Source organism: Mycobacteroides sp. LB1 (assembly GCF_013449725.1).
GTDB lineage: Bacteria > Actinomycetota > Actinomycetes > Mycobacteriales > Mycobacteriaceae > Mycobacterium.
Map to the genome: position 1 here is coordinate 1,423,053 of NZ_JACCFF010000001.1, position 18,286 is coordinate 1,441,338.

At 64.3% G+C, this 18,286-nt stretch carries 2 protein-coding genes; both read right to left on the reverse strand.

Going from position 1 to position 18,286, the window contains the following annotated elements:
• Positions 1-119 precede the first annotated feature (119 nt).
• Positions 120-7,874, reverse strand: a complete 7,755-nt coding sequence (locus MLB1_RS07125) for a non-ribosomal peptide synthetase (RefSeq protein ID WP_180748938.1) — start codon at positions 7,872-7,874, stop codon at positions 120-122.
• Complete coding sequence (locus tag MLB1_RS07130) at positions 7,871-18,286, reverse strand: non-ribosomal peptide synthetase (protein ID WP_180748939.1); 10,416 nt, start codon at positions 18,284-18,286, stop codon at positions 7,871-7,873. The genes MLB1_RS07125 and MLB1_RS07130 overlap by 4 nt, the downstream gene beginning before the upstream one ends.

An 18,286-nucleotide genomic window follows, 5' to 3' on the forward strand; every position in this document is an offset into this window, starting at 1 on the left:
ATTCGCCGAATTGCTTTGTGCGCATTCGATAGATAGCGAATCATTCCAACAGAAGGCGGCTCAATTGACTTAGCCATCATGGAAAAACTTGCGTTGCGGCCCCAACCATTTCTCGCACTCTAGAGCAATCCATGCAATTGTAAGTCGCTGGCATATTTGGCGATAATCGGCGCCGAGACTTGCGGAATGTCGTGACCGGAGCCGATTTTCGCCTGTCGCACGGCAGCCTGGAACCTGTCCGCCGGAGCCATGGACCCCCGCGAGGGCTCCGGCGGCTTCCCGTCCCAACCGTGATCCTGCAAGATCTTCAACATCTGCAACACGGATCCCTGGCGTTGATGATCCGGCAAGGCATGCAAGCCGGCCTCGAACCGCGTCACCCACTCGCTGAAATCGCTGATGCGCTCGATCGGGTGACCGGCCTCGATCAGCCAGTCAACGTACTCATCGATCCCGATACCGTCATCGTGGGGGTTCATCACGTGGTAGGTCTCGAATCCCGTGAAGGATCCGGCGGATGAACCGGCGGCCTGGCCTCCCAGCGTGGTGATCGCCTCCGCAACGAATTCCACGGGCAGCCCGTCGAAGTGCGCACGCTGACGATTGCCGTCATCGGCGAGCCGGTAGACGGAATGGGGTGCCACGCCGGTGGCGACGATGCTCAGCACCATCCGGGCGACCGTGTCAGAGGCGTTCACTTGGCCCGCGTAACTGGTGCCGACCATGATCATGCCCGAGCGGAACACCGTGACCGGCAGCCCAACCTGCTCGTGGGCCTCACGGAGCAATACCTCGCCCGCCCACTTGCTGTTGCCGTAGCCGTTGGCGTAACTCCCGTCGGAGGGCCGGGTGGAGCTGATCAGCCGGATATCGGCGTCCTCGAGGAACGTCGATTTCTCGATCTCGCGACCGACATCGGCTGTCGAGACGAACGTGTACGGCTTGAGCTTCGCAGTCAGCGCGAACCGGATCAGCTCCGCCGTGCCCACCACGTTGGGTCCGAACAGCTCGCTGTAGGGCAGAACACTGTTGACCAATGCCGCGGAATCGACGATCAGGTCGACGGTGTCGGCCAGCCGCTGCCAGGTGTCTTCGTCCAGACCCAGGCTGGGTTCTGCCTTATCGCCGGCAATCACCTGCAGGCGGTTAGTCGCGAGAGCTTCGTAAACCCGGATGAGCTCTAGATCGCCGCTGTCGAAGGTGTTGTCAAGGCGGCGCCGCGCGTCTTCCTCAGACTTGGCCCGCACCAGGCAAATGAGCGTGCCGTCAACCTGTTCCAGCTCTTTCAGCCATTGCAGGACCAGGTAGCGGCCGAGGAATCCGGTCGCCCCGGTCAGCAGTACGGTCCGCACGGTCGTGCCGGCGCGGGGCAGCGTCGGAGCGATCTGCAACGTCTCGTCATCGATGAACTTGTCCAGCGTGAGGTCGCTGGCCCTCACCTCGGTGGCACCGGGCCCATGCACGGACGCGTAGCTCGGTCCGCTGGCTTCGGCACCGGCGGCGGCGTCCACATGCACGCTCAGGCTGCGCACGGACGGTGCCTCGAACAAGGTTCGTACCGCCAGTTGGGCATCGAAGGCCGTGTTGATCGCGGCAACCAACCTCATCGCGGATATCGAGTCCCCGCCCAGATCGAAGAAGGAGTCATCGGTCCCGACCCGCTCGATACCCAGGATCTGGGCATAGATGCCAACCAGGGTCTCCTCAACCGCCGTCGCCGGGGCACGGTAACGCGTGGCGTCGTCGTAATCGGGTGCAGGCAGGGCGCGCCTGTCAAGTTTGCCGTTGACCGTCAGCGGCAGAGCCTCCAGTGCCACCACCGCGGCGGGCACCATGTACGGCGGAAGTCGCTTCGCCAACGCGCTGCGCAACTCGGCCGAGTCGGCGTTCCCGACGAAGTAACCGACCAAGCGCTTGTCGCCGGGGCGGTCCTCACGGGCGATCACCACCGCCTGCTCCACCCCATCAAGGTCCGCCAAGGCTGCCTGAATCTCACCCAGCTCGATGCGGAAGCCGCGGATCTTCACCTGCTCATCGGCGCGGCCCAGATACTCGAGCTGCCCAGCCGTAGCACCTGAGACACCCCACCGCACCAAATCTCCGGTGCGGTACATGCGCGCCCCCGGCTCCCCAAACGGGCAGGCCGTAAACCGAGACGCGGTCAACCCGGGGCGGCGTACATACCCGATACCGACGCCAAGGCCTGCCACGTACAACTCGCCGACCACACCGGCCGGCACCGGCCGCATCCATCTGTCCAACACGAACAATCCGGCATCGGGCACCGGGGTACCGATCGGCACCGCGCCCGATCCCGCTGTCAGTTCTCCGAACGTGGCGTAGATCGTCGTCTCTGTCGGTCCGTAGCCGTTGATCATCACCCGCCCGGGCGCCCACTTATCCACCAGCTCGATCGGGCACGCCTCACCGGCAACAATTAGCGTGATGCCGTCCAGTCCCTCCGGTGACAACATTCCGACTGCTGACGGAGTCTGGAACAAGACGGTGACTCGTTCGGCGATCAGCAAGTCACGGAAGTCATCAGGCGAGCGAACCACCGAATCCGGCACGATAACCAGTCGGCCACCGTGCAGCAGCGCGCCAAAGATCTCCCAGACGGTGATGTCGAAAACCAGAGACCCCGCCTGCGTCCACACCTCACCCGGTCCCGTGGGCATGTGCGTGAGCGGCAACTTCAGCGCCTGCGTCACGTTGCCGTGCGCTATAGCCACGCCCTTGGGGACGCCCGTGGTACCCGAGGTGTAGATCGTGTACGCAATGTCGTCGGGAGCTGGGGTCAACAACGTGGTGCTGCCGAAGATGGCACCGGTGAGATCCTCGTCAGGATCATCGAATTCGACGATCGGCACGCCGGACACGTCCAACCGGGCGCGCAGATCACCGGTGGTGACGGCTGCGATCGGCACGGCGTCGGTGAGCATGAACTCCAGCCGTGCGTCCGGCACCGATGGATCGATCGGCAGATACGACGCCCCCGTCTTGAGGATCGCCAACATAGCCACGATTGCCTTGTCGGAGCGCGGCATGAAATGCGCCACCGATTCACCGGGACCGGCACCGTAGACGGCGAGGAGATTGGCCAGCCGGTTGGCGGCCTCGTCGAGCTCGCCATAAGTCATCGAGCGACCCTCGAATGTCAGCGCCACCGCCTCCGGAGCCCGATCCACCTGCTGGGCGAAGACCTCCGGAATGGACAGCACCGGCTCCGACCCCGTGGCCAAAACCGACCGGTTACCCCAGTCATCGAGCTGCTCCTGCTCACCGGCGTCCAATACATCCATCGACGAGAGCCGTTGGGTGGGGTCGACGGTCATGGAAATCAGCACCCGCTGCAACCGCTCGATCAGCGCTGCGATGCCGGCCACATCGAACTTGTCGGTGTCGTACTCGACGCGAATACCCAACTCATGACCCGGCAATGCCATCACCGACAGCGGGTAGTGGTTGTACTCGCGGGTGGTGAACTCGGTGACGGCCAACTCCTGCACGCCCATGAACGCGCTGGTGTCGATCGGATAGCTCTCGTACAGAAAGAGAGTGTCGAACAACAGCTCGTGCCCGGCAATATGGTGGATGTCGTTGAGCGCTAGATGCTCGTGTTCGAGTGTGTCGTTGCGGGCGTGTTGCAGCTGCTCCAGCAGCTCCGCGACCGTCGTGTTCGCCGTGGCACGCGCTCGCACCGGCACCGTATTGATCAGCAGGCCCACAATCGAGTCTGCCCCGACCAACTCCGCCGGCCGCCCCGAGACCGCAGTACCGAAAGCGACGTCTTGCTGGCCGGTCGCCACCATGAGCAGCTGCGCCCACGCGGCCTGCAACACCGTGCTGATGGTGGTGTGCTGTGACCGCGCGAGATCGCCGAGAGCCTGGGTGATCTCGGCGGACACCCGATAGGACTCGACGCCTCGCGGTCCCGGCGGGGCCGGTGCGGCGACAAGCGTCGGGGCATCGAAGCCTTCGAGAGCCTTGGCCCATGCCGCTCGCGCGGCGTCGCGATCCTGATTATCCAGCCAGCCGACGAAGTTGCGGTACGACGCAGGCGCCGGAAGGCGCTGCCCGAAGTAGCTCGCGAAGATCTCCTGCAGCAGGATCGGGAGCGACCAGCCGTCGATCACGACGTGGTGGAACGTCAGGACGAACCGGTGCTGGTTCCCTTCTGTCCGAATCAACGCCGCACGGAGGGTCGGCCGGTCCGCGAGATCGCAGACCGCGGCGCGCTCGGCGGCGCAGAGCTGCTGAATCTCCTCATCGGGGGTCAGATCGTCACCACGAAGGTCGAGGTATCGCCAGGCGATCACCGGGTCGGCAAGAATCACCTGTACCGGCTCGCCGAACTGAGTGAAGAAGCGGGCGGCAAGGTTGGGATGACGGCGGACGACGGAGTGAACCGCGTCGCGGAGCCGGAGCTGGTCGACAAGACCGGTCACCGTGATATCGAGCTGCACCGCATAGAAGTCGATTCCTGCCGCGTCGTCCCCCAGCACCCCGGCCGCGCGTGCGAACGTGGTGTGGAAGAGCAAGCCCTGTTGTATGGGTGTCAACGGCAGCACATCGACGATGTTGTGCTCTTCGTGCAGCTCGTCGATCTGGTGCTGGCTCAGCTGGGCGGGAGCGATATCGGAGGGAGTCAACCCACCGCCACCACTGCGAACATGTGCGCAGATCCCGGCGAGTGCCTCGAACCACAGCTGACTCAGCCGCTGCACCTGAGGCTCGGTGACTGACGAGGGTGCCCACGTCCAGCCCGCTCGCAGATGCGGTCCGGAGTCGGTATCTGCGCCCGCCTCGGCATGCCCCTCGACGATTCCGGCGTTGAGATCCACTGTGTACATCAGCGGCATGGACACGGATGAGGCCACACCGGTCGAGGACAGACTGTCCTCGTTGATCCGCCATAGCTCGTCGGTGAGATCCGCGGCACCGGCGCCGAGGCGCCCGAGGTAGTTGAATCCGATGGTCGGCTCCGACGCGGACAGATCGACGTCGGGGTTCAAATAGCGCAGTAAGCCATAGGTCAACGAGTCCGGAAGTGCACGCAACTGTTCCTTGGCGCCCTTGACGATTGGCCCCAAGGTGGCCGCTCCGCCCGCTACCTCTTCCCAGGAAAGTCCACCGACGCTCAGGACCACCGGGTATTTGGTGGTGAACCAGCCGACGGTGCGCGACAGATCGACATCGTCTGCCAGCTCTTCGTGACGCCCGTGGCCTTCAACGCCGATGCCGATCGAGGCGGCGTTGGAGTCCAGGAATTCGTTCCAGGCCAATCCGAACGCAATCAGCAGAATGTCTTGCACCCCAGCGTGAAACGCCGCCGGCACATCACCCAGCAGCTCCCGGGTTGTCTCGGTGTCGAGCGACACCGACAACGTTTTCGCCGTGGCGTAGGTGTCCAACTCGGGTAACACCGCGGGCAATGCCGCGGGAACCGCCGTCACCTCTCGCCAGGTATCGGCCTGGGCCACCACCTCCGCAGAACGCGCGTGCTCCTCGAGCAGCGAAGCCCAACGGGCGAATGACGTCCCGCCCGTTGGCAGCTCCACCGGCTGGCCGCTGTGGTGCTGCACCCAGGCGATGTTCAAGTCTTCCAAAAGAATTCGCCACGACACACCGTCGACAGCGAGGTGGTGGATCATCAACGCCAATTGCCCGGTCTCGGGCACCCACACCGCGCTCAGCATCGCCCCGGCGGCCGGGTTCAAGCGCGAACGGGCCGCCACCAACGATGCGTCGGAAAGGGTTTCGGCAACGCGTAGGCATTCACGCGCATCCACCGCACCCTTCTCCGGGACCAGCAGCGACCATGCTCCGTTCTCGGAAGCACCGTCGTCCTGCGTGCGCAACCGCAGGGTCGCATGCCGATCCAATAGCGCCTGCAGCACCACGACTACGTCGTCCTCGTTCACCCCGGCCGGAGCCTGCAGAACCAATGTCTGGTTGAACTGGTCTACGGGCCCCTGCACGCCGTGGAGCCAATGCATGATCGGGGTGGCCTGCACCGCGCCGATACCCTCATCGACGACATCGGCCTGGCCATCCGAGAGGGAAGCCACCCCGGCTACCCCGGCGACGGTTTGCTCGACGAAGATGTCGCGCGGCCGGCACAGCACCCCGGCCGCACGTGCCCGCGCCACCACCTGCATCGACAGGATGCTGTCGCCACCCAGATCGAAGAATGATTCATCGACGCCCACGCGGTCCACCCCGAGAACCTGGGCATAGATATCAGCCAAGATTTTCTCGACCGGGCCGGACGGCGCCCGGTAATCCGTACCAACACTGCGGTATTCGGGTGCCGGTAGGGCGCGCTTGTCCAATTTGCCGTTCACCGTCAATGGCAGAGTCTCGAGCACCACCACTGAGGCCGGAACCATATACGCCGGCAGTCGTTCGGCGAGTGCGGTGCGGGCTTCGAGCGGATCGGCGGTTCCCATGATGTAGCCGACGAGGCGCTTGTCGCCGGGACGGTCCTCACGGGCGATCACCACCGCCTGCTCCACCCCATCCAGCCGCGCCAGTGCTGCCTGGATCTCCCCGAGTTCGATGCGATAGCCGCGGATTTTCACCTGCTCGTCCGCGCGGCCCAGATACTGCAGCTGGCCGTCCTCACCCCACTGCACCAGGTCGCCGGTGCGGTACATCCGCGCACCCGGGCCACCGAACGGGCAGGCAAGGAACCGCGATGCGGTCAGCCCGGAGCGATGCGCGTACCCGGACGCCACCCCATTACCGGCCACATACAGTTCGCCGACCACACCCTCCGGCGACGGTCGCAGCCACTTGTCCAGAACGAACAGCGCCGCCCCGGGCACCGGCGAACCAATCGGAGCCACATTGGATCCCGGTGTCAGCGGTCCGCTCATCGCCGCATAGATCGTCGATTCGGTCGGACCGTAAGCGTTGATCATCGTTCGTCCGCTTGTGGCCCATCGATCCACCAGCTCGGTCGGGCAGGCTTCACCGGCGACGATGAGAGTTGTCGACTCCAACCGTTCCGGCGATAACATCCCTGCTGCCGAAGGGGTTTGGCAGAGGACGCTGACTTTTTCGTTGATCAACAGATCGTGGAGATCGTCCGGCGAGGATGCGATCGATTCGGGTACCACCACCAGCCGGCCACCGTGCAACAGCGCGCCCCATATCTCCCACACTGAAACATCGAAGACCAGCGAATGCCACTGCGACCACACTTGCCCCGGCCCGGCGGGCAGATCGGCACGCACCGCATCCACCAACTGGGTGACGTTGTGATGGGTGACCGCCACCGCCTTGGGCACACCCGTCGTGCCAGAGGTGTAGGTCATGTAGGCGAGGTCATCGGGTTCCGGTGCCGAAAGCGCAGAGCTTGGTTGGCCGTCGACCACCGGATCGTCGATCTCGACAACCGGCACATCGAGTCCGTCGAACCGCGAGCTCAAGTCCGAGGTGGTCAGTGTCGCTATCGGTTCCGCATCAGAGACCATGAACCTGATGCGTTCGTCCGGATGGGCGGGGTCGATCGGCAGATATGCCGCGCCGGTCTTGAGCACCGCCAAAAGCCCGATGATTGCCTCGCCCGAACGCGGAACTAGCAGCGCCACAACCTCACCCGGGCCCGCACCCTGCCCGGCCAACAGGTGGGCCAAGCGATTGGTCACCTGGTCCAGCTGGCGGTAGGTCCACGACCGATCTCTGCATACCAACGCCACGGTCTCCGGAGCGCGCTCCACCTGCGTGTCGAACAGCACCGGGATCGAGACCGCCACGGGCGCGGGCTCGGTGAGTACCGCCCGGTTACCCCACTCGTCGAGTCGGTCGTGTTCACCGTCGTCGAGAAGATCCATCGACAACAACGTCCGGCTGGGGTCGGCGCTCATGACGGCTCCTTCTGCTTCCCTTTTACATCGGATGTCATGGCCTCCAGCACGCGCTGGAACCTCTTGACCAACTTCCCAATACGGACGACGTCGAAGACATCGGTGTCGAATTCGACGCGAAGACCCAGCTCGTGCCCCGGTGTCGCCTGAACCGCCAGCGGATAGTGGTTGTATTCACGATTGCTGAACGCGGTGATCGATAACTCGTGCACCCGCGACAGTGCGGCCGTGTCGATCGGGTAGTTCTCGTATACGAACATCGTGTCGAACAGCTGGTCGTGTCCGACGACATGGTGAATCTCGTTGAGCGCCAGGTGCTGATGCTCCAACGTGTCTCCGTAGGCGCCTTGCAGCTGGTTCAACAGGTCGGCGATGGTAGTGGTAGGAGTGATGGTTGCGCGGACCGGCACCGTGTTGATCAACAGGCCCACCATCGATTCCGCGCCTACGAGATCGGTCGGCCTGCCCGACACCGCGGTGCCGAACGCGACGTCGTGCTGGCCGGTCAGCCAGATCAGCAGTTGCGCCCACGCGGCCTGCAACACCGTGCTGACCGTGGTTCGGCAGGAGCGCGCCAGTTCGCCGAGGGCCTGCGTGGTCTCGGCGGATACCTGGAAGGATTCGACGCCTCGCCGTCCAAGCGTCATCCGGCCCGCCGGTCCGACGAGCGTCGGAGTCTCGAAACCGTCAAACACCTTGTGCCAGGCCGATCTTGCCGCGGTGTTGTCCTGTCCGGCCAGCCAGGTGACAAACCGGCGGTACGACACCGGCGCAGGCAAGCGCTCACCGAAGTAGCTGGCGAAGATCTCCTGCAGCAGGATCGGCTTGGACCATCCATCGAGCACGATGTGGTGATTGGTGAGCAAGAACCGGTACTGGTCTGCTCCGGTCCTGGCCAACGCTGCCCGGAAGGCCGGTTGGCCAGTCAGGTCGCATACCGCCGCCCGTTCGGTGGCCGCGAGTAGTTCGACCTGCTCCTCGACATCAGCGCCGTCCAGCTCGACAAATTGCCACGCCAGCTCGGGATCAGCGGGGATGAGCTGCACCGGCTCGCCGAACTCTTCGTAGAACGTCGCCACCACGTTCGGGCGACGTTTGATCGCGGTGTGCACCGCCTCGCGTAACCGTTGCGGATCGAGCGGGCCGCTCAATGCGACATCTAGCTGCACCGCATAGAGGTCATCGCTGCCGTCCAGACCATCTGGGCCGGCGTCTGGCGCCAGATTCGAGTGGAACAACAGTCCCTGCTGCAGCGGGGTCAACGGCAACACGTCGGCGATCTGATGTTGTTCGTGTAGCTCGTCGATCTGCCGCTGGCTCAGTCGGGCCGGGACGACATCGGACGGAGTCAGGCCGCCACCACCGGCACGCACATGCGCGCAGATCCCGGCCAGCGAGTCGAACCAGAGCCGACTGATCCTGTCGATCTGGTCGTGGCTCAACGCCGAGAGCGCCCACGTCCAGGTCGCATGCAAACGACCTGAGTCGGCCGAGGCGCCTTCCATCACACCGGCGTTGAGTTCGACGGTGTGTCCCAACGGTGTGGGCACTGCCGTCGCCGCGGCGGTGATCGACACCCCGTCCTGGTCAATCCGCCACAGATCATCGGTGAGGTCGGCACCACCGGCGCCGAGCCTGCCCAGGTAGTTGAATCCGATCGCCGGGTCCGGGCCTGCGACGTCGACATCAGAGTTCAAGTACCGCAGCAGCCCATAGGTCAGTCCGTCCGGCAAGGCGCGCAGTTGTTCCTTGGCGCCCTTGATGATTGGACCTAGAGCAGCATCGCCGGCCACCACCTGTGCCCAGGACAGCTCAGCCACTGCCAACGACACCGGGTACTTACTGGTGAACCAGCCCACTGTGCGCGAGAGATCGGCGTCGCCGAGCTCTTCCTGACGGCCGTGTCCTTCGACGTCGATGCCGATCGGCGTGCCACCCGAGCCGAGGAATTCGTTCCACGCCAAGGCGAAAGCGATCAGCAGAATGTCTTGCACCCCAGCGTGGAACGCAGTGGGCACCTCACCCAGGAGCTGTCGAGTGAGGTCGGAGTCCAGCGATACCGATAACTGTCCCGCGCTGGCGTATGTATCCATCGTGGGTTGCACCGCCGGGAGCGCGGCCGGAATCGCCTCCACCTGCCGCCAGGTGTCTGCCAACGCCACCACGTCGGCAGAGCGCGCGCGCTCGTCGAGCAGCGTCGCCCACCGGGCGAAAGATGTCCCGCCGGACGGCAGCTCCACCGGCTGACCGCCATGATGCTGCGCCCAGGCGATGTTGAAGTCTTCCAAGAGAATTCGCCATGAAACCGCGTCAACCGCCAGATGGTGGACTATCAATATCAGCCTGCTGCGGCCGCGTTCCCACAACCCGCTGAGCATCGACCCGGTGGCCAGGTTCAAACGCGACCGGGCCTCCAACAGCGCCTCATCGGAGAGCACATCCACCGACAGCAGGCACTCACGTGCATCAACCGATCCCGCCTCGGGCACGGTCAGCGACCATCCCGCGGCGCTACCGGTTTCGCCATTGCCTTCCGCGCGCAACCTTAGGGTGGCATGCCGATCCAGCAGGGCCTGCAGCACGGTGACCACATCGTCGTCGGTGACTCCCGCGGGAGCTTGCAGCACGACCGTCTGGTTGAACTCGGCCACAGAGCCACTCGGATTGCCGAGCCCGTGCAGCCACCGGATGATCGGGGTGGCCACCACCGCACCGGTGCCCGCGTCGACGACGGCAGTCTGACCGTCGGCAAACGTGGCTACGTGGGCCAGCCGTGCCACAGTCTGCTCTACGAAGATATCGCGCGGCCGCAGCAGCAGACCAGCAGCTCGCGCACGAGCCACCACCTGCATGGACGAAATGCTGTCGCCGCCAAGGTCGAAGAACGAATCGTCGACCCCGATCTGCTCGACACCCAGCACCTGGGCATAGATACCAGCCAGGATCTCCTCGATCGCATCCGCTGGGGCACGGTAGTGGTCGGCATCCTGATACTCGGGTGCCGGCAGCGCACGGGTGTCGAGCTTGCCATTGACAGTCAACGGCAAGGCGTCCAACAGCACGACTGCGGCCGGAACCATATAAGCAGGCAGGCGTTCGACCAGCGCGGCACGCACTGTGGCGGGATCCAAAGTCCCGGTGACGGATTCGGTGAAGTAGCCGACCAGTCGTTTGTCGCCGGGGCGGTCCTCGCGGGCGATCACCGCCGCTTGGTCTACGCCGTCCACGCGGGCGAGTGCCGCGTGGACTTCACCGAGTTCGATGCGGTACCCGCGGATCTTCACCTGCTTGTCGGCACGTCCCACGTACCGCAGCTGTCCGTCTTCGCCCCACTGCACCAGGTCCCCGGTGCGGTACATCCGCGAGCCCGGCGCCCCGAATGGGCATGCGACGAACCGGGTTGTCGTCAGATCCGAACGGCCGAGGTATCCGCTCGCCTGTCCGGAACCTGCCACGTACAACTCACCGACGACGCCCACCGGCACCTGTCGCAGCCAGCCATCCAGAACGAAGAAGGCGAGATGCTCTAACGGCACGCCGATTGGGCTGCTGTTGCTATCGACATCCCCGTCACCGATCTCGCGGAACGAGGCGTGCACTGTCGTCTCGGTGATGCCGTACATGTTGATCATGCGCGGCAGCCCCGGGTGGCTATCGAACCAAGAGGAAAGGCGCTGCGGTTCAAGCGCTTCTCCACCGAATACCACTGTCTGCAGTTTGAGCTGCTGCCCCATTTCGGGCTGCAGCGCATCGGCGGTTTGCAACGCGTAGAACGCCGAAGGCGTCTGACTCAGGACACTGACTTGCTCGCTGACGAGCAAGGCGTGCAGCTCTTCCGGGGAGCGGACGACCGCGTCGGGCACGATGAGCAGTCGCCCGCCGTAGAGCAGCGCACCCCAGATTTCCCACACCGAGTAGTCGAAGGCCAGAGAATGGCATTGCGTCCAGACCTGCCCCAAGGCCAGTTCAGCGTCAAGCGATTCCAACAGCTGGGCGACATTGCGGTGGGTGACCGCAACACCCTTGGGTGCGCCGGTGGTCCCCGAGGTGTAGATGATGTACGCGATGTCGTCCACGGCCGGCAGGGGCAATGCGGTGTCCAGCTGCATGTTCACGGCAGGATCGTCGATATCGATCGCGGGCACACCGGACGCGCTAAGCCGCGGCAACAGGTCCGCTGCCGTGACCGCGGCGATCGGCGCTGCGTCGCGCAGCACGAACTCGATCCGCGAGTCCGGGTGCGCCGGGTCGATCGGCAGATACGCCGCCCCGGTTTTCAGCACGGCCAGTATCGCGGCGATCGCCTCACCGGTACGGGGAAGCAGCAGCGCCACCCGCTCACCCGGGCCGGCACCGCAGCCTGCCAAATGGTTCGCCAACCGGTTGGCTTTCACATCCAATTCGCCGTAGGTCCAAGACCTCTCGCCACAAGTGATCGCGACCGCCTCCGGGGCGCGCGCGACCTGTGCGGCGAAGAGCTCCGGAATCGACGTCAATACCGATTCCGGACGGGTCAGCACCGCGCGGTTACCCCACTGGTCCAACCGGTCGTGTTCACCGGAATCCAGCAGATCGATGGAGGACAGTCGTGTGGCGGGATCGGCAGTCATGGCCGTGAGCACCTGACGCAGCCTGTCGACAAGGGTCTCGATTTCGGCCAATTCGAATACATCCGTATCGAATTCGACACGTAGACCCAACTCGTGGCCCGGCATGGCAACGACCGACAACGGGTAGTGGTTGTATTCACGGCTGGTGAAGTCGGTGATGGCCAACTCCTGCACACCCAACAGCGCGCCCGCGTCGATCGGGTAGTTCTCGTACACAAAAAGGGTGTCGAAAAGTCGGTCGAGACCAACGGCGTGGTGAATCTCGTTGAGCGCCAGGTGCTCGTGCTCGACGGTGTCGTTGTGGGTACGTTGCAGCTGATCCAGAAGATCGGCGACGGTGGTGGCCGCCGTGATGTTCGCGCGCACCGGCACCGTGTTGATCAGCAGGCCGACTATCGAGTCCGCTCCGGCCAAGTCGGCGGGGCGGCCCGACACCGCGGTGCCGAATGCGACGTCATGCTGACCGGTCAGCCATGTCAGCACTTGAGCCCACGCGGCCTGCAGCACCGTGTTGACAGTGGTGCGCTGTGCTCGTGCCAGCTCGGTGAGTGACCGGGTGACCTGCTCGGACATCCGGTAGGACTCGACACCTCGGCGTCCTGCCGTGGCGAGCGAACCCACGAGTGTGGGGGTCTCGAAGCCGTCGAGAGCTGCGCCCCATACCGCTTGCGCCGCATCGCGATCCTGCCCTGCCAACCAGGTGACGAAGTTGCGATACGGCGTAGCCGTGGGCAAGCGCTGCCCGTAGTAGGCGGTGAAGATTTCCTGCAACAGGATCGGCAGCGACCAGCCGTCGATCACGATGTGGTGCGCGGTCAACACGAGCCGGTGCCGGTTCTCAGCTGGACCGCCGAGCCCCGAGATGAGCGTCGCCCGGAAGACCGGTTCGGTGAAAATCTGGCAGACCGCGGCACGCTCGGCAGCGCACAGCTGCTCCACCTGCTCATCGACATCGCCGTTCAATTCAACATGCTGCCAAGCGATTACGGGCTCGGCAAGCATAATCTGCACCGGCTCCCCGTACTCCTCGCTGAATCGAGCAGCAAGATTCGGGTGTCGTTTCACCACGGTGTACACCGCATCGTGCAGACGGCCCGGATCAAGAGGACCGGTCACGGTAAGAGCCAGCTGCACCGCATACACATCATCGTCAACCGAATCCCCAGTTGCCTCAGCAAAACCGGCCTGGAACAGCAGCCCTTGCTGTAGCGGGGTCAGCGGGAGGACGTCGGCGATCTCGTACTGCTGCACCAACATATCGATCTGCTGTTGGGTCAGTCGGGCCGGTGACACATCGGACGGCGTCAGTCCGCCTCCGCCGGAACGCACATGTGCGCAGATCCCGGCCAACGCGTCGAACCACAACTGGCTCAACCGATCAGCCTGCGCACCGTCCAGCACCGAAGGTGCCCAGGACCAGTTGGCGCGGAGCTCAGGACCAGACTCGGTATCCATTGTTCCGGCGTTGAGCTCCACCGAGTGCGCCAACGGCATCGAAATCGCCGCGGCCACATCGGTCATCGACAGACTGTCTTGGCTTATCCGCCAGAATTCCTCGGAGAGGTCGGACGCTCCCGCACCCAGGCGCCCGAGGTAGTTGAACCCAATGGTCGGCTCCGACTCGCTCAGATCGACATCAGGGTTCAGGTAACGCAGCAGCCCATAGGTCAAGCCGTCGGGTAGCGCACGCAGCTGTTCCTTCGCGGCCTTGATCACCTGGCCGAGAACAGCCTCGCCAGCCGCCACCTGTGCCCACGACAGCTCACCCACAGCCAGTGACACGGGGTACTTGGTGGTGAACCACCCAACCGTGCGCGACAGGTCAAGGTGCCGATGAGCAGCCCCGCCGATCTCTTCCTGACGCCCATGGCCCTCGACATCGAATCCGACCGGCGCTCCGCCGGCACCCAGGAATTCGTTCCAAGCCAGCCCGAACGCGATCAGCAGAATGTCTTGCACCCCAGCGTGAAACGCCGCAGGTACCTCACCCAGCAGTTGTCGCGTGGTCTCGGCATCCAATGACACCGACAATCGTCCGGCGTTGGCATAGGTGTCCGTACCCGGTTGCACCGCCGACACCCGCGTCGGGGTGGTCAAGACCTGCCGCCAGGCATCGGCATGCCCCACCACATCCGCGGAACGCGCATGCTCGGACAGCAGTGACGACCAGCGGGCGAATGAGATTCCGCCGGTCGGCAGCACCACATCCCCTCCGCTGTGATGCTGTGCCCAGGCGATGTTCAGGTCTTCCAACAGAATTCGCCACGACACCCCGTCGACGGCCAGGTGGTGAATCACCAATGCCAACTGACCGGCGCCGGGATCCCACACCGCGCTGAGCATCGATCCGGTGGCCGGATTCAACCGAGAACGTGCCGCCACCAACGCCTCATCAGATAACGCGTCGACTACACGCAGGCAATCGCGGGCGTCTACCGATCCCGTCTCCGGGACCAGAAGCGACCATCCGCCGCCATTGTCCGCAACCTCTTCCTGCACGCGGAGTCGCAGGGTGGCATGCCGATCCAACAGCGCCTGCAATACGACAGTCACGTCGTACTCAGTCACCTCGGAAGGTGCCTGCACCACGAGAGTTTGATTGAACTCGTTGATCGAGCCAGCGGCATCCTGCACGCCATGCAGCCAGCGCATGATCGGGGTGACTTCCACGGGACCGAGGCCTTCGTCCACGACATCGGCTTCGCCACCAGAGATTTCGGCCACCACGGCCAGCCGCGCCACGGTCTGCTCGATGAAAACGTCACGCGGTCGGCATAGCACCCCCGCCGCCCGAGCACGGGCGACCACCTGCATAGACAGGATGCTGTCGCCGCCCAGATCGAAGAAGGAGTCATCGATTCCGACGCGCTCGACACCGAGCACCTGGGCGTAGACACCGGCCAGGATCTCTTCCACCGCAGTACCGGGAGGCCGGTAGTCGGTACCCAGGCCGCCATATTCGGGAGCCGGCAAAGCGCGGGTGTTCAGTTTGTTATTGGAGGTCAGTGGCAGCGCCTGAAGCACCACCACCACGGCCGGAACCATATAGGGCGGAAGGTGTTTCGCCAGCGTGCTGCGCACTTCGACAGGATCCGCGGTACCCGTGATATAGCCGACGAGGCGTTTGTCCCCAGGTCGGTCCTCACGGGCGATCACTGCCGCCTGATCCACCCCGTCGAGGGCACTCAACGCGGTTTGGACCTCGCCGAGCTCGATGCGGTACCCGCGGATCTTGACCTGCTCGTCGGCGCGGCCCAGATACTGCAGCTGCCCATCATCGCCCCAGGACACCAGATCTCCAGTGCGATACATGCGTGTACCCGGCTCCCCGAACGGGCAGGCCACAAAGCGCGACGCCGTCAGATCGGATCGGCCGATGTATCCACACGCGACGCCGTCACCGGCGACATACAGTTCGCCGACGACACCGGCGGGCACCGGTTGCATCCAGGTGTCCAACACGAACAGCGCCGCCCCGGGCACCGGCGAGCCAATCGGCACCACACCCGAACCCGGCTGCTCTGCTTTCAGAGGAGCACTGATCGCCACGCACATGGTGGTCTCGGTCGGGCCGTAGGCGTTGATCATCACCCGGCCGGGTGCCCACCGGTCAACGACGGCGGCAGGGCAGGCCTCGCCCACCACCACCAGCGCCGTGGACTCCAGACCTTCCGGCGAAAGCATCGCCACGGCAGATGGGGTCTGTGTGAGCACGGTGACCTGTTCCGCGACCAGCATGTCCTGGAAATCTTCGGGCGCCCCCGCGACCGATTCGGGCACCACGACCAACCGGCCGCCACGCAACAGCGAACCGCAGATCTCCCAGACCGAAGCGTCGAACGCCAAGGAGTGGCAGAGCGGCCACACCCCGGGGTTGAGCAGACCGGCATCCAGCGAAACCATCAGCTGAGTGACGCCGTGGTGGGTGACGGCAACGCCTTTGGGAGCTCCGGTGGTACCCGAGGTGTAGATGATGTACGCGATGTCATCTGCGCTTGGGCCGGGCGTGGACGCCGACAGCACGGCGCCGCGTTCGGTGTCGGCGACGGGTTCATCGAGATCGATGACGGCGAGGTCGAAATCTTGTAGGCGCGTTCTTAGCCCGGCAGTGGTGATCGCCGCGATCGGCGCGGCGTCGGCGAGGATGAACTCCAGCCGCGACGCCGGCACCGCCGGGTCGATCGGCAGGTACGCCGCCCCGGTCTTGAGTACAGCCAATATTCCTATGACCGCATTGGCCGACCGCTCCGAGAGCAGGACCACCCGTTCGCCGGGGCCCACTCCTTGGGCCACAAGCCGACTCGCCAATCGGTCGGCGGCGTCATCGAGCTCACGGTACGTCAGGGTGCGGTCCGCGAAGGTGAGTGCAGCGGCCCCGGGATCGGCGGCCACTTGTTGTGCGAATAGTTCCGGAATCGATATTCGCGTAGGCGCGGGCCGGGTCAACACGGCCGTGTTGCCGAGCTCATTCAGTCCGGCGCGCTCGTCGCCGACGAGTGAGTCCAGCGTAGAAAGTCGACGATCTGGGTCGGCAGCCATCTCAGATAGCAGGCGCTGCAACCGGACCGCCAGATTCGGCACTCCGAACTGCGCGAACGGCTCCCCGTCACCCGATGAGCTGAGGACCAGCTGATCACTGGCTCCAATAAAGAAGAGCCCGAAGTGACCCATGGGGCCGTGGTTGGTGAACGTCGCCGTCGCGGGAGCACCGCCGAGGTCCAAGGTGAGTCTGGACGGAATGAAGTTGACGGCGACACGATTTCCCGCATGCCGGGGGCCCCGGAGCCCGAATTCCCCGTCCTCGAGAGTGTGCACGGGGAACCGCTGGTGTTTCAGCAGCTCGCGAATGCGCGTGTCAACATGGCGGCAGAATTCGGCGACCGTGGATTCCGGCGGGGCGTTGAGTACCAGCGGCACCACCCCGGCCAGCATGCCGGGGAGCGTCTTGGACTCCGGCCGGACACGCCTGCTCACCGGAAAATCGAGGGCCACCTCTGAGCCGGTCGTGGACCATCCCCGCACCAACAACGCGCATGCGGCGGTGATGACCGAGTATCGGCGAATGCGCAAAACCTTTGTCAGGTCTTTTATTTGGCCGACCGTGCTGTCAGCCATCTGAGCGGAGTCCGATGGCTTGTAGCCGTCGGAATCCTCCGTGGCGTGCGGCATCCGGTAATCGAGCCCGCTTTCCGGGGGAAGGTTGCGGCTCCAGTACTCCTTATCTTCGGCGTAGTCACCGGACGCGACATACTCCGACTCCAAATCGACCAGGTCCTGCAGCGTGCCGAAGTACGCGGGAGGAATGGGTTCGCCTGCGACCATCGCCGTGTAGATCGATGCGGATCGGCGGCTCAGCACGGCCATGCCCAACCCATCCAGGTTGATGTGATGGCACAGTCCGAACAGGTAGTACTCATCCTCCGCTGTCCGGTACAACGCGAATTTCAACAGCTGGCCGGTCAATGGCATCAGCGAGCGTTGGATAGACGATGCCATCTCGCGGGCCCGCGCGACCGGATCATCTGAATCACGCAGATCATCGAAGACCAGCTCGAGATCCGAATGATCGATCGGCCTCTGAACTATCTGACCGTTTACCTCGAAGAAGGCCGCGCGAGCGGGTTCAGCCTCCGTCATTGCCTGACGGATGGCCCGCTCAAGTAGAACTCGTTCTACTTTTCCCTCGATCCGAACCAAAAGGCCGAGCTGCCACTCTGCGCCGACAAGTCCGCTTTCCTGTGAAAGCCAGATATCCAATTGTCCGCGCGAAAGCGGTAATGCACCGCCTTCAGATTCCAACAT

Bases quoted from the DNA above. Each gene is read 5' to 3' on its own strand.
- MLB1_RS07125 (WP_180748938.1), bottom strand. From the start codon at position 7,874: ATGAGCGCCGACCCCAGCCGGACGTTGTTGTCGATGGATCTTCTCGAC.
- MLB1_RS07130 (WP_180748939.1), bottom strand. From the start codon at position 18,286: ATGTTGGAATCTGAAGGCGGTGCATTACCGCTTTCGCGCGGACAATTG.